Origin of the sequence: Mesorhizobium sp. SEMIA396 (genome assembly GCF_024518615.1) — a bacterium.
In the GTDB taxonomy this organism is placed as follows: Bacteria; Pseudomonadota; Alphaproteobacteria; order Rhizobiales; family Rhizobiaceae; genus Mesorhizobium.
This window is the reverse complement of the sequence record NZ_JANIFC010000004.1, coordinates 143908-158030: the sequence shown is the minus strand read 5'-3', so window position 1 is coordinate 158030 and position 14123 is coordinate 143908. Positions and strand designations below refer to the sequence as shown.

The following is a 14123-nucleotide window of genomic DNA, read 5'->3' as shown; positions in this document are numbered from 1 at the left end:
ATCTCGCCTCGCTGGTCGCTACCCTTCCAAACATCCCTTGTGTCATTCAAACGGACGAGGACAGGCACCTGGTGTCCCCCTAGCGTGCACTCGGGCGGCATGCGCTCAGAGGTGATGAAACCGGGCCATGGCAGCATCGAGAGCCAATCGGCCATGTGCGCTTGGGAGAGGCAGATGAACCCGCACCTGGTCTGCGTGGGAGGCGAGGATCACGCCTTGAGAGTTCCCTTCCTCATCGCGCTGCGAGAGAAAGGCTTTCGCGTTACGGCGGTCTCGAGCGGTTCTCCCGTACCGTTTCTTCGGCATGACATTTCGCATCACAGGTTCTCCTTCGACCGCTTTGCAAGCGGAGGCGGGGAATGGCGCACTCTCCGAACGATGCGCCGCTTGATGCAGGAGCTTCAGCCTGACATCATCCAGAGCTTCGACACCAAGCCAAATCTGTTGACGCCCCTTTCGGTACGGGGAACTGTTCCGGTCATTCGCACCATCAACGGACTGGGGTGGACGTTCTCATCGCTGGAGCCTCGAGCCCTGGCCTTGCGCCCGGTCTATTGCGCACTGCAATGGCTTGCGTCTTCCTGGACGGCAGCGACCGTATTCCAAAATCGCGACGACCAACTGTTCTTCGAGCGCTTTCGGCTGATCGGCCGCGGAAGTTCGCGACTGATACGCAGTTCCGGAATCGATGTCGATGCGTTCGCAACGGTGCGCCATCTCGGGTCCTCAGCAACGAAGATGCGAAAGGACCTCGGCCTTCAGTCCGCCGAAGTGGTGATCTTCGTCGGCCGTTTGACGCGCCAGAAAGGCGTGGCGACCCTTCTCAATGCGATCCCTCGCATCCTGTCCGCAAGGCCCGCGGCGCGGTTTGTGCTCGTCGGCCCACGAGAATCCGAGGGCTCATTCGCAATCGACAAATCGGAGCTCGATCGGCATGCACCTCATGTGCTGGCCTTGGGTCCACGACGCGATGTCGCCGATCTCCTTGGCATGGCCGATGTATTCGCCTTTCCCACTCAGTATCGTGAGGGGGTTCCGCGTGTATTGCTGGAGGCGGGGCTGGCGGGACTGCCCATCGTGGCCTCAAGGATGCCAGGCTGCAGCGACATCGTCGAAGACGGATGGAATGGCTACCTGGTTGCGCCGCATGATGCCGATGCCCTCGCCTCGCGAACGATAGACTTGCTGTCCGACCGCGCGGCGGCCAAGGCGATGGGCGCCCGTTCTGTTGAACTTGTCCGGAGGCAATTTGCCCTGCCACTGGTGGTCGACCAGTACTGCGATCTTTACGACAACACACTCCGCGCGGGGCACATGCGACCGCTCCCTGCCGTTGGGCTTGGAGGCGGCCTCGCAAATCACCGAGGCGGGGCACATCAATGATCCGGGACGCCTTGCTCGCCCTGGGAGTTGCGATGTCTTATGCGACGCAACTGGGTGTTCCGGGATTGCCGCTCGGCTATGGCGAATTGTTCATCGCGATCTGGATCGTTCTGGCGATTGGACGAATACTCGCCGGCGGTCGTCTCCAGGTCACGCCCGCTTTTGTCCAGCTTGCGAGCTTCTGGCTGATCTTGTCGCTGGCTTTGGGAATCGGCACGATCGTCGGCTACCTGACCACCGTCCTTTACCTGACCGGGCTGGTACATGACGTTATGGCCTATGTGTTGCTGGCAAGCTTCACATGCTTGGCGGCCGCGGAGCCCGACGCCGATCGTCACCTTCGCCGCAGTGCGTGGTGGGTGATCGCCATCGCCAACGGGAGCTTCGTAATTCAGCTGGGACTGGCATTTGGGGTAGCCCACCAGTCCGGCGTCGATCCCTGGTTCTGGGACAGGTTCCGTGGCTGGTCCGAGAACCCGAACCAACTTGCGCTCTATTGCGCGCTTTTTGGCCCACTGGCTTTGCATCTTGCTACGACCACCCGCAACCCATGGGCTCGTTTGCTTGCATTCTCATGCCTGCTCCTGACCTTCTATGTCGGCCGGCTGACGAAGAGCGACACCTATCTCTACACCAGCATCCTGAGCTGCCTCATCTTTATCGGATTGCGGCTTCGTGCATGGATAGCAACGAGTGGCCGCGCCAGCATGCCCCGCATGGCGGCAATTCTGCTGTTGGCGGGTTCCTTGCCTCTAGCGCTTGCAATGACGCCGTACGCGCTCACCGAAGAGACCAGCGTCGCCAATTTTGCCAAGAACCTCACCAAAGACGAAGGCGGGGAAGGGACCATCGAAACGTTCGAACTCCGGCTCTATTTGTGGCAGGAGGCCGTGGAAAAAGGATTGAAATCCGGGTCGCTGGGACTGGGTCCTGGTCCTCACCTCGAGCGGCCGCCCGTCGCCGACCGTCAATTTCTGCAGCGACCTTTCGAAGCGCACAATACCGTTCTCGACCTTTACCTGCAGGGCGGATTGCTCGCCGTCATCGCGTTGGTCTGGATCGGGGGAGCCGCCATGTCCTTCGCCTGGCGAGGAGGATTCGACGCCCTGCTGGTGCTTGGTGTCTCGACGATAATCTTCAGCATGCCTCACCTGATCATCCGCCATCCAATCGTGTGGTTTTCGCTGGCTTTCTGCCTCGTTGCCGGAAATCCGACCGCACTTCGGCGGCAGCTTGCTGAACCGAGGGTGTCCTAATGTGTGGGATCGCGGGAATTCTATTGGCTTCCGACGCCGCGGACATAAAGCCGCTCGGAGCGATCGGGCGGATGACTGCATCGCTGCGTCACCGGGGGCCGGACGGCCAAGGGCTCTGGATCGACCGCGAAGCTGGAATCGCACTGGGCCACAGGCGGTTGGCAATTGTCGATCTGTCAGCCGCCGGGCACCAGCCGATGCATTCCGCCAGCGGTCGGTACGTGATCACCTTCAACGGTGAGATATACAATTTTCGCGATTTGCGTTGCGAACTCGAGAGTGCGGGCCAAACCTTTCAAGGCGCCAGCGACACCGAAGTGATGCTGTGCGCAATCGAGCATTGGGGGCTTGAGGCCGCCCTCAATCGCTTTGCCGGGATGTTCGTCTTCGCATTGTGGGATCTCAAGACAAGAACCCTGCATCTGGCCCGCGACAGAATGGGCAAAAAGCCCCTCTATGTCGCATCGATCCGAGATGCGCTGGTTTTCGCCTCTGAGCTGAAGGCGATCAATTGCTTTCCGGGCTTTTCTCCCGACCTTGATCTTGATGCCGCCGCGGCAATGCTTTCGACGGGATGGGTGCCGGACCATCGCTGTATCTGGCGAAGCGTGTTCAAACTGCCGCCTGGTTCTGTCCTTTCCGTCACGGCGGCGACTTTTGCCGAAGACCGCAGCGCGGACCGTCTTTCCCGATGCGTTCACCGCTGGTGGTCGCTGGCTGACGTCGCTGCCGATGGGCGACGGAACCCCGTCATCGGCACGGACGAAGACCTCATTGACGAACTGGACAACCGGCTTCGGCTGGCTGTGCGGGAACGCATGATCGCCGACGTGCCTCTGGGCGGCTTCCTGTCGGGGGGCATCGACAGCTCAGCCGTGATCGCCTTGATGCAGGCCCAATCCTGCAAGCCGGTTCGCAGCTTCACGATCTCGTTCGCAGAGGGCGGCTTTGATGAAGCTCCATATGCAGCGGCCGTTGCCCGTCATCTGGGTACCGACCACTCCGAACTTCACCTCTCGCCAAGCGCCGCACGTGACGTCATTCCCGAGTTGCCCCAGGTCTGGGATGAACCCTTCGCCGATGAATCACAAATACCGACCTTACTCGTTGCCAGGCTCGCTCGTCAGCACGTCACCGTAGCGCTGTCGGGCGACGGTGGTGACGAGTGCTTCGCAGGATACGGGCGCCACTTTATGGCGGAGCGGCTGAAACGGCACCTGCGCCTGCCCCGACAACTGCGCCGAACCTTGGCGGCAGGAGCAGGTTTTTTCGCACGCGCCGGACGTGACGATGTCGTTGGCAAACTGCCGCTCTCTGCGAGCGCGAGGCATTTTATCCGGAGCGACCGAATGGAACGCCTCGCCCGGCTGCTCACGGCATCGAATGAAGACGAATTGTTTCAGCGGCTGGCGCGGCCACAGGCTGAAAACCTGGGATATCAGCGGCCGACCGAACCAACCTACGGCTACGGCGATCCGCCGCTTGACGACCTGCTCTCCCGTCTTCTCTACGATGACATGGCGGGCTACTTGCCTGGCGACATCTTGGTGAAGCTGGACCGTGCCACCATGGCCAACAGCCTTGAGGGTCGGTGTCCTCTCCTTGACCACCGCGTTGTCGAATTCTCCTGGCGGCTGCCATCCAACATGAAAGTTCGTGATGGCGCCGGCAAATGGATCCTTCGCCAATTGCTACGCCGCTATCTCCCGCAGCACCTGATCGAGCGTCCGAAACAAGGCTTCGATGTCCCTATTGCTGGATGGCTGCGGGGTCCGCTGCGCAACTGGGCCACCGATCTTCTCGCCGACATGCGAACCGAAAGCAGTGACGTATTGGACACCGCGAAGATCGACGCCTGCTGGCGCGATCACATTGATGGCCAGAACCGCTCCCGCGAATTGTGGTCCGCGTTGATGTTCCAGGCCTGGCGGAGCAAGGCCAATCGGCAAGCACAGCAAACCGGCCCAACTCATGAACTCGACCTGGCAGGAGTGTAAGATGGTAGGTTCCGCAATCAGCCCGATCCAGCTGCCACGGGTCAATCAACTGCCAGCACCGGTTCTCGAAGGCAGAGTGCACGTGCGGTCATTGCGTGAATATGTCGAGCCGCCCACCGCGTCGCGCCAACTCTTCGTGATTTTGGCAAGGAGAAAATGGTCTATTATTGCTTTCGCTGTGTTGGGCGGCTTGTTGGCGGGGTTGCTGGGAAGCCTTCGACCAGTTCTCTATGAGTCAACAACCCAGCTTATCGTCGACGCCCCCTCGCGCGGTTCACTGCCCGTCGGCGCCCCGTCTTCGCAGGACCTCGTTGATTCAAGCATAGATGACCACATCACGATGCTATCGTCGCAAGATCACCTGCGCCGGGTCATGGCGGCACTACGCAAGACAGGTGCGGCGGAAACCGGACAGGACAATTCCGCTAGCAGGAATTCCCGGCTTGAACCGTCTGCCACCCCTCCCCCAAGGACACGCTCACTTGCCGGCGGTCTACTGGACCGGCTGTGGCCAGGGGCGGACCAGGCAGCCAACAGTCCACAAGCCGAGGATGCCTCCGAGTTGAGAGCTTTGCGGCGAGGCATGCGGGTCGGGCAGGAGCTGCGATCGAGAGTGATCTCCGTCGCTTTCGCCGATGACAGCCCCGCGCGGGCGGCGCTCGTGGCCAACACATTCGCTCAGGTTTATGTCGACACCCTAACGAAGAAAAGGCAGGCATCCGACCAGCAAGAGCTCGATGCAATCACCGCCAGTCTGCCCGGGCTGCAAAATGATCTGCAGGCAGCGGCTGACCGCCTTGAGAAATATCGGCTGAGTCACGGAGCCATCGACCAAGGCTCGGCGGACAATGCAGCCAGGGAACGGGCCGACCTCAGCCAGCAATTGTCGATGTCAAAGGCGGATCTCGCCGCCGTGGAATCTCGGCTACGGTACGTCCAGCAGCTTCGAGAGCAAGGGGCCACTCTCATCGCCCTGGCCGAAGCTATTGGCGCGCCTGAGCTTGCCGACCTTGCGGCTCGACAGGCTCTCGCGCCGGCAGACCAGGAACTCAGAGCCACGACGCAAAGCAAGATCGAACAAGGCGTCGACAAGATTGCTGCCGATGCAAACATTTTCCGTGCACAGATCGCCGCTCTCGAAAGCCGAAAGAACATCCTGGATGCGGTCATGGCCGACACCGCCAGCCGGCTTTCCGGCTTGCGGGCTCTCGAGCCGCAGGTCAGCCTGCTGACCCAGCGATATAACGAACTCCTTGGTCGACAACAGGATTTGACGCGGCGTATCGGAGTTCCCTCGGCTGGAATTTCGATCCTGTCTGCGGCTTGGCCGCCGACTATCCCGCAGACATTGCCAGCCATCTTCCTGGTTCCCCCCGGGATGATCCTATTCGCTATCCTTGGGGCGATGTACGTCACGATGCGCAATCATTTTGACCGGACTTTCCGTGGCGAGGCCGAAGCGGAAGCGGTGCTCAAGGTTCCATGTATGGGGCAGATCCCCGAAGCATGCGGAATGCATGCCAAACAACTGCGAAACCTCGTGCTGGGGGAGCGCAGGTCCGCATATAGCCGCGCCGTGACGTCGTTGCTGATCGCGGCGGCACCAAATGCGCTAAGGGCTCGTTCGTCGTACACGGCGCTTGTCACCTCCAGTATGCCGCAGGATGGCGGGACCGAGCTCGCGTGGAGCCTGGCGCTCGCCGGCACGCGACTGGGCGGTCGAGTCCTGTTGGTCGATCTTGAACGCAAGGGCGTTCAGCTCACGCTCGAGTTCCTGCACCAGTTCAGCGAGCGCAAGAACCGCCATTCCTTCGCTGACTATGTTTGCAATCGCTGCGACCTGGAAGGTGCCGTTGCCAGGCTGCATGAAATCGGGATCGACGTAATGACCGCCGCTCCGTCGGACGACCTGCTGGCGCTGCTATCGTGCGAGGATGGAGGCAAAGTGATGGCGGATCTGCACGCGACCTATCGCATCGTGATCATAAACCTGCCGTCGGCGCTGGGGCGGCCGGAAGCCAAATTTCTGCCCGGATGGGCGGACGTGGTTCTTTTCGCCATCCGGTGGAGGAAAACGCCACGCACCCTCGCTCGCGGGGTGCTGGAACTCCTTCAGGGCAACGGTTCTCTTGCGATACCTGTCGGCAGTGTCCTCACGCGCGTGAATCTGAAGAAACATGCCGGATATCGGCTCGAGGACAGCGCTGACCTCTTGCGCGAGCAAATAGCATGACGGCCACAGGCTCGTCCTTGGGCTACGAACGATCCGGGGGTGGTTCATCCAGGGAGCGGCCAGGACGATTCACGGTGCAGCCTGTCAGCAGAGCGCGTCATTCAGGTGAATGATGGCAAGGTCCGGTGTGCATCGTAGGCTCCGGCAATCCCCGATATTTGCCTCCCTCGGAAGCGCGAACCGATGGCACCAAGCGACCTTCTGAGACCCAAGACGGTTCCTGCGGCCGGCACAGCCATCATCGTTGTTCGGCCGAGCCCGATCGGCTCGATCATTCGTGCGGCAAGCGGAGTGTCGGCAATGGCGATTGTCGGCCAGCTCACCCTTCTTGCTGCAATCCCGGTTTTGGCGCGGCTCTATTCGCCGGCCGATTTCGGCGTCTTTACGATTTACCTGTCGATCGTGAATATACTCGCCGGGGTCGCGGCATTGCGCTTCGAGGCTTCGCTCTATGGGGTCAAGGGGAGCGCGCAGGCCTATGTGACGGTCAAGCTTATTCTCTTGGCTGTGTTCGTGACGACCGTCCTGGCCTTTTCGGCCGGACAGATGCTGTCGAACCTTGCTCCCGATCGCCTCGGCTCGCTCGCCTGGCTCATTCCGATTGGAATGGGAGGCGCAGGTCTGGTCGAAGCCATGAACTGCTGGAGTCTGCGTGCCGGGCTTTTGCGCGATTTTGCTCTCGGGCGCCTGATCCTGCCGGCGAGCATGGCTGCACTGCAATTGGCTTTCGGCATCGCCAACCTCGGCGGCGAAGCCATGATCCATGCGCATATTCTGAGCCAGTTCGTCTTCATCGGGCTGATCGGCTGTCGGGTGATGAGTTGGGAGGATTTGCGTGGCATCGCCTGGGCACCCTGGCGTGCGGTATTGGAAAAGGCTCGGCGGGAATACAAATTTCCTCTGTTCGATATTCCCGCAACGCTCGCGAGCATAGCAATCAACAATCTTCCAGCAGTGCTTGTCGGCGGGCTGTTCGGCACCGCATTTGCCGGATATTTGGGCGTGGCCGCGCGGCTGGTCACCGGTCCGGTGACGCTGATCGCCACACCGCTCAGCAATGTTTTTGTCGCCGAAGCAAACCGGAACAGCAATCGTGGACACCTGCTTGGTGTGGCGCGCGGGCTTCTCCTGCTGGCCGCCGCCTTTACCGCGGTGCCGATCTTGCTGCTCGGCCTCGCCGCGCCTTATGTGGTCGTTCCGCTTCTGGGCGAGCCTTGGATGCCCACTGCGGAAATCATGACCGCACTGGCGCTGATGGGCGCGGCACAGGCGTTGTCGACTCCGCTCAGCGACGTTCCCGCTCTGTTACGGCGGCAAGGAACAAGACTGGTCATCGACCTCGCACGGGCGGTTCTCGTGTTTGGCCCACTGCTCGCCGGCGCCCAGGCGGGCTGGCAGCCAGTCACCGTCATCTATTTCATGGCCGCCGGCGGCGCGTCGGGTTTCGCTCTGAAAATGGCAGCATCACTGTACCTGTTGACCCACGACCCTCAACCAGCAGGCGCTGCAACGTGCGTCCAACATGAATGTCTCGAGGAAAAAACACCATGAATTCGTCGTCGATTGACAACCTTCAAGCGGCAGTTGCGGTCACCCAGCATGACCGGGCCGATGTCTCATGGTCACGCCCTTTTATCTCGGTCGGGATACCAACCTTTCGTCGACCGGATACGATCCGCAGGGCGATCGACAGCGTCTTGGGCCAGGATTACTCCGATTGGGAGTTGGTCGTGAGCGACGACGAGGGACCGGAGGGCGAGACCTGGGCTATCGTGACCGACTACGCACGGAGCGAACCTCGCATCCGCATTATCGAAAACAGTCGAGGTCGCGGTCAGGTGGAGAACACCAACAACGCTATGCTGGCTTGCTCCGGACGATGGATCAAGTTGCTTCATGACGATGACTGGCTTGCGCCAGGTGCACTCAGGACATTCGCCGAAGTTGCCAAACAGTATCCCTCAGTCGCCTTCATGACGTCAGCCGCAAACATAATCGAGGACAAGCGAGTGCGATTTCGCCAAGTCCCCAAGGAGCAGGAACCGATCTCGCTTTATTCCAGCCAGCAGTGCCTGATGGACCTCTATCTGGTGCGTGCGACACGCTGCCTGGGGATTATTCCATCCACATTGTTGATCAACAGCGACGTCATTCGTGCCGGCTGCTTGATGCGCACGCACAAAGAGATTCCGGCCGGAGTGGATCAACTGTTCTTCGTCGATCTAGCCAGCCATGGGGACATGGTGGCGATAAGCGATCCGCTTACCTTTTACGATGCGACGAACCATCCAAGCATTACAACGTCAAAGAGTTTCCGCGAGGTCGACGAAGTGACCCTCGCCGTCAAACAGCTTAACTGGAATCTCATCAAGGACCGCAACCATCTCCCGCCTCCCGAGACATTGCTGCGGGCATTGCGGGTTGCTCGTATTCCCATGAGGTTCCACCAGCAGTCCTGGTTGACCACGTTCCTGGACGGGATTCAGATCTTCCGGCCTTCCGTCATGAAGGTGGCGGGCTGGCACGTGCTTAACCACGTGTTTGCAATCCGCCCAAGATTGGGCCGGGTGCGCACACGACGGCGGTAGGGTGAGTCTGGCGGACAAGCACGCCGGCAACAGATTGCGCGCGCACAAGCCTGTTGCGCGCGCGCATGGTACGGCCGTTACCTCACGGCAGGACGCATATGCGCCCAAGAAGAGCTACCAGTTCCGCCTGGCGCCGAGTTTCGGTCTTGGCGAACAGCGACGCCAGTTGTGACCTTATCGTGGTCCGGCTCAAGCGCCGCTTGCGGGCTATCTCCAAAGGGGCATCGCCCTGCGCCAAGCGCAGCGCGAGTTGCGTTTCGGCACTCGTCAGACCAAACATTCTTTGCAGCGTCTGGGGATTTGGCCCGGACCTGTTTTCACGATCCAGCAGCGCCACGATACTCGTCGCGTCAGGCGTTGCTATGCCCTTCTCGTTCAAAACCAAGGGCCTGTCGCCCATGCCGCGGATCACCACCCATGAAAGCGTGCCGGGAAGAAAATTCCCCGGCACGTTTGCGATCAGCCGCCTCAGAGCAACCGACACCTTGCCGGCCGTATCAGCTGCCTCGCCCTCGCGCTCCAAGGTGTTTTGAGCGGCTGAATTCCACTCCATGACCTTCCTGTCGCTGTTCAGGATCAGATAGCCACACCCGATGCGATCAAGCATTCCCACAACAGATGCAAGGCTGCTCTGCTTTGGCTCGACGGCCACGCCGTCGAACCTTTGTGGTGCTTGGTGCCAGGCGGAACCATGGCCACCCTGCGTTCTCAAGGCCGAGACGGGCTTTCCCCCGAAACCTCCATATTGGCGACCAAGAACTCCATCATCTTGCCTACCAACCAGTGCCATTTTCTTACCTCCCGCAAAACGGCAACGCCTCCCTGTCAAAAGGAGGTGCCTTCAACATGTCAGTCAGGTCGCTTGGAGAATTGCGGTCCGATCCGCCCCCGACATCGGACAAAATGCGCGCTACAATCCCAGGGAACAATCCTGCGGTCGGACTAGTCTGTACGCTTTTCGGTCTAATCTCGACGGACTAGTCAGAAGGTTATAGTTTGGCACATGCGTTTGCTTTCGCTCAATTTGCATCCGAACAGCTCAAGCAAGTTGCTGACCCACCTTGCCTCGATGTCGCTCCTGATCGCGACACTTGCGGTCGAGACGGCGCTGCCCGCCTCCATGGCATACGACATCGGCTTTTTTGAATTTGTTCCCACCATTATTGCCATCTCATATCTCGAAGATCGCCTGATTGCCCTTGCGGCAACGTTTGTGATGGTGGCCGTCGGCTTGTTGGCGCGGGATATCCTGAGCAACCCAATTAACGTCGAGGTTTGGATTAGGGCCATTCTGCTGCTGGTTGCAGGGGCGATGATCGCCCTGACTTTCCACCGGCAGAGGCAGGACTACCGCACCCTTTTGCAGGTTGCAGAGGCTAGACTCGTGGCCTTGGAGGCAACCGAAAACAGTTATCGCTGGGCATTCGAACGTGCCGCTATCGGCTTTGCCAACATGAGCGAGAACGGAGAGTTGCAACGGTCCAACAAACGTCTCTGTGAGATGACAGGGTATGTCGAGGAAGAGCTTTCGAGTCTACCGCTCAGGGCACTCGTCCACCCTGACGACAACCACACTTTGGCGGAAGCGTTGACTCGCCTCAAGGACACGACTTCTTTCGGCTCGGAGATCCGTCTCCTGAAAAAGGACGGCACGGTTTTGTGGACAAGATTGGCGCTGTCTTTGGCCGTGCCAGCCGATGCTCTCCCTCAAAGCATCTTTGTAATGATGGACGATATATCCGGAGAGCGAACCGCCCGCGAGGCACTCCGGGCTCAGAAGGAATGGTTGGACTTGGCGCTGTCGTCCAGCCGGTTGGGAACGTGGCGTATAGATTTCGAGAGCGGATCCGTGAATGGCTCAGCCGCGTTCTGGGAAATGATGGGACTGGCACCCGCGCCGAGTCGTCCATTGCAGGAATTGACCGCTGTCGTTCACCCGGCCGACTTGCCTAATCTGACGGCCCCGGGAGAGCTTGCATCAGGCGCCGACTATGATGCGGAGATCCGCATCAGGCGAGCTGGCGGGCATATCCGCTGGATCGCTCTTCGGGGCCGGGACGAATTGCGCGACGGTCGTGCACAGCGAATAGGAGTCGCCGCGGATCTCACCGATCGACGCATAACCATTCTGCTGCGGGCTGCGGCGAAGAAGCGAGAGCGGGCCATGCTTGAACAGCGCCATAGGCTCAACAATCTGTTTCCGGTGATCACGGCGCTTGTGAATATGGTCGGTGCCCCCGACAACGATATCGCCCGTTACAAGCAGATACTGATCGAAAAAATCGGCGCACTCCAGGCGACGCATCTGCTTCTTTCACGCGATGGCAGCCTGTCGGCTTCCCTCCGTGACCTCATTGCTCAGGAATTGCAGCCCTATATGGGGACGCACAACATTTCGATCAGTGGACCCGAAGTAAAAATGGCAGAGGGTTCGGCTGAGAGCTTCGCAATGATCGTTCACGAACTTACGACCAATTCCGTGAAGCATGGGGCTCTCGGCACTCCGGCAGGCCGGATCGAGGTCGCGTGGCAATTCGCAGCCCAGGAGCCCGGCGCCGACATCGTGTTTGAATGGTCGGAATCGGGAGAGCGCCGGGTCTCCACCTCGGCTCGGCGTGGTTTTGGGTCGTTGATTATTGGAGCCGACGGTGAGCCTATCGTGGGCCACTCTTCCAAGCTCGAGATGCTGGATCACGGACTAAAATATTCGGTCCGGCTGCCGCCAAAAGCAATCGGCGCTAGTTGATGTCTCTGGCGGCCCATGTCTTCAGCAAGACCGCGGCTTCCGTCCGATTTCGTGCTCCAAGCTCGCGCAGGACGGCGGCAGCATGAATCTTCGTCGTCGCTTCCGCAATTTCAAGAGAGCGGGCAATCTCTTTGTTCGAGTAACCTTCGGCCATCAACCTGAGGACTTCCTTCTGTCTGGACGTAAGCCTCCCCAGATTGTTGACGCTGATGGTCCTGTGGGGCATTTGCATGGGAGCCTCGGACGGAAGGCGTACCGACTCCTTGGACCTTTGTGAAAGAAGTGCCGGAACGTAAATGCGGCCGGCCAGGATTTCGTTCACCGCCAGGACCACCTCCTCGTCCGTTTGGGATTTTACGATATAGCCATGAAGCCCAATCGAAAGGGCAGTCAGAATCTCGGCGCGTGAATCCGTCCCTGAGACAATAGCAAACCGTGTGTCGGGATGAGCCGGTAAGACGTCGCGAAGATCATCCTGACCCGACAGTCCCGGCATGTGCAGGTCGATGATGGCGAGATCAACGGGCGCCTGATCTTCAAGCAGGCTTATGACGGTATCAAAACATGCCGCTTCGAATATTTCCAAGTCCGGAATGCCGGCCATCAATGCCAGTCGCAGCCCACGACGATACAAGCCGTGATCGTCGGCGATGATAATACGATACATGAACCACCCACCTTTTGGCAGCCCCGCATGTGTCCCTAGCTGCCGAAACCTCCCTTTGGATGGACTGCACGGTGACCCAACACAGATCAGCCGCCCGCTGATCCCCCGTATGTCGACGCTCGCCGTCGCCCATCCGCACATTTCAACCTTCTAATATAGCTTACAATCGCACACATTTCAGGGCCAGATAGTTAAGTGTTTTTTTCGTACGAACGGTGGCGATGCCTCTGCGGGAAGGTCGTTACCGACGCCGAAAATCTGCACAGGTAATTGCCATTCAAACGGCTACAGCTCCCAGCCCTGATTGATCACCCTGCCGCGCCCATGCCCTACCGGCTGGAATATTGAAATCAAAACGCCGGGAACGTGCCATTCAAATGCACGACGACGCCTTCTCGGGCGCCACTTACCATCGCTGCACTCCGGAGAGGTGAAACCAACACTGGCGTACCTTCCGGCCGGGTGGGCTGGACCCATCACACCGCGACAGTCGTATCAATAGGAGGACGAGATGAAAGCGGTCATTCAGTGCGGTGGAATGGGAACACGCCTTCGGCCTTTCACATCCATCTTGCCCAAGCCTCTCATGCCGATCGGTGCTCGGCCGGTTCTTGAATTGCTTTTGAAGTGGCTGCGACGGAACGGCATCCAGGAGGTCTACGTAACGACCGGCTATCTGGGGCACTTGATCCGCACCGTATGCGGAGACGGATCACAGTGGAATCTTAGGATACGCTACACCCAGGAGTTGGAACCTCTGGGCACTATTGGCCCGCTCTCCCTGATCAGGGAGGAACTGGACGAGCCGTTCATTGTTCTCAATGGGGACGTACTTACCGATCTCAGTCTCAGCCGGTTTGTGGCATCACACCGGACTCACACTGATCCAGTCACCATAGCCACAGCTTCCCGCATCATCAAGATGGACTTCGGCGTCATCGACGAGGTCGGCAATACTGTCCAGGTATTTCGCGAAAAACCGACGCTGTCTCATCTGGTAAGTATGGGTATATATTGCATGAATCCAGATGTTTTCCGTTTTATACCTGACGGCATCGCCTTCGGATTCGACGACCTCATGCTGCAGATGATGCAAAACGGCACGAATGTGCACGTCTACAAACATGACGGGCTTTGGCTGGATATCGGACGCGTAGAAGATTTTCAAAACGCACAAACCATCGCCTGGGAAGAGCAGTCCGCATCGATCGAGGTCTCGGCAGCGGCCGCTTGAGGGCTGAACGCCCTGCCGC

The 14123-nt window shown here is 59.4% G+C and carries 10 protein-coding genes; 8 read left to right on the top strand and 2 right to left on the bottom strand.

The features are described 5' to 3' along the window. Positions 1 to 174: 174 nt before the first annotated feature. From NP503_RS12795 to NP503_RS12770, 6 genes are all read left to right on the top strand, one after another. The gene (locus NP503_RS12795) at positions 175 to 1383 is read left to right on the top strand and encodes a glycosyltransferase family 4 protein (protein WP_127266447.1); all 1209 of its coding nucleotides are present in this window, start codon (positions 175 to 177) and stop codon (positions 1381 to 1383) included. Beyond that, a complete protein-coding gene (locus NP503_RS12790) occupies positions 1380 to 2639 on the top strand; it encodes an O-antigen ligase (protein WP_127266448.1) in 1260 nt (419 codons plus the stop codon). Before NP503_RS12795 ends, NP503_RS12790 begins: the two co-directional genes overlap by 4 nt. Then, a complete protein-coding gene (asnB, locus tag NP503_RS12785) occupies positions 2639 to 4636 on the top strand; it encodes an asparagine synthase (glutamine-hydrolyzing) (RefSeq protein ID WP_127269810.1) in 1998 nt (665 codons plus the stop codon). Before NP503_RS12790 ends, asnB begins: the two co-directional genes overlap by 1 nt. 1 nt (position 4637) lies before the next feature. Further along, positions 4638 to 6869: an exopolysaccharide transport family protein gene (locus NP503_RS12780; protein ID WP_127269812.1), complete on the top strand. Its 2232-nt coding sequence runs from the start codon at positions 4638 to 4640 to the stop codon at positions 6867 to 6869. 183 nt (positions 6870 to 7052) lie between these two features. Beyond that, positions 7053 to 8420, top strand: a complete 1368-nt coding sequence (locus NP503_RS12775) for a lipopolysaccharide biosynthesis protein (RefSeq protein ID WP_127267493.1) — start codon at positions 7053 to 7055, stop codon at positions 8418 to 8420. Next, entirely contained in the window at positions 8417 to 9457 is a 1041-nt protein-coding gene (locus NP503_RS12770; protein WP_127267494.1) for a glycosyltransferase family 2 protein, read from the top strand. The genes NP503_RS12775 and NP503_RS12770 overlap by 4 nt, the downstream gene beginning before the upstream one ends. A gap of 82 nt (positions 9458 to 9539) precedes the next feature. Here NP503_RS12770 and NP503_RS12765 read toward each other — a convergent pair whose 3' ends face one another. Next, positions 9540 to 10247 carry a helix-turn-helix transcriptional regulator gene (locus NP503_RS12765; RefSeq protein WP_127267495.1) on the bottom strand — a complete coding sequence of 236 codons (708 nt, stop codon included), beginning with the start codon at positions 10245 to 10247 and terminating at the stop codon, positions 9540 to 9542. 213 nt (positions 10248 to 10460) lie between these two features. On the opposite strand from NP503_RS12765, the gene NP503_RS12760 reads away from it, so the two are divergent. Continuing rightward, positions 10461 to 12203: a PAS domain-containing protein gene (locus NP503_RS12760; RefSeq protein ID WP_127267496.1), complete on the top strand. Its 1743-nt coding sequence runs from the start codon at positions 10461 to 10463 to the stop codon at positions 12201 to 12203. On the opposite strand, the gene NP503_RS12755 is transcribed toward NP503_RS12760, so the two are convergent. Next, positions 12196 to 12870, bottom strand: a complete 675-nt coding sequence (locus tag NP503_RS12755; protein ID WP_127267497.1) for a response regulator transcription factor — start codon at positions 12868 to 12870, stop codon at positions 12196 to 12198. The genes NP503_RS12760 and NP503_RS12755 overlap by 8 nt on opposite strands. A gap of 511 nt (positions 12871 to 13381) precedes the next feature. On the opposite strand from NP503_RS12755, the gene NP503_RS12750 reads away from it, so the two are divergent. Then, a complete protein-coding gene (locus NP503_RS12750; RefSeq protein ID WP_127267498.1) occupies positions 13382 to 14104 on the top strand; it encodes a sugar phosphate nucleotidyltransferase in 723 nt (240 codons plus the stop codon). The last annotated feature ends 19 nt before the right edge of the window (positions 14105 to 14123 follow it).

Excerpts from the sequence above, each read along its gene's own strand:
- NP503_RS12795 (WP_127266447.1), top strand. The coding sequence starts at position 175 with ATGAACCCGCACCTGGTCTGCGTGGGAGGCGAGGATCACGCCTTGAGA.
- NP503_RS12790 (WP_127266448.1), top strand. The coding sequence starts at position 1,380 with ATGATCCGGGACGCCTTGCTCGCCCTGGGAGTTGCGATGTCTTATGCG.
- asnB (WP_127269810.1), top strand. The coding sequence starts at position 2,639 with ATGTGTGGGATCGCGGGAATTCTATTGGCTTCCGACGCCGCGGACATA.
- NP503_RS12780 (WP_127269812.1), top strand. The coding sequence starts at position 4,638 with ATGGTAGGTTCCGCAATCAGCCCGATCCAGCTGCCACGGGTCAATCAA.
- NP503_RS12775 (WP_127267493.1), top strand. The coding sequence starts at position 7,053 with ATGGCACCAAGCGACCTTCTGAGACCCAAGACGGTTCCTGCGGCCGGC.
- NP503_RS12770 (WP_127267494.1), top strand. The coding sequence starts at position 8,417 with ATGAATTCGTCGTCGATTGACAACCTTCAAGCGGCAGTTGCGGTCACC.
- NP503_RS12765 (WP_127267495.1), bottom strand. The coding sequence starts at position 10,247 with ATGGCACTGGTTGGTAGGCAAGATGATGGAGTTCTTGGTCGCCAATAT.
- NP503_RS12760 (WP_127267496.1), top strand. The coding sequence starts at position 10,461 with ATGCGTTTGCTTTCGCTCAATTTGCATCCGAACAGCTCAAGCAAGTTG.
- NP503_RS12755 (WP_127267497.1), bottom strand. The coding sequence starts at position 12,870 with ATGTATCGTATTATCATCGCCGACGATCACGGCTTGTATCGTCGTGGG.
- NP503_RS12750 (WP_127267498.1), top strand. The coding sequence starts at position 13,382 with ATGAAAGCGGTCATTCAGTGCGGTGGAATGGGAACACGCCTTCGGCCT.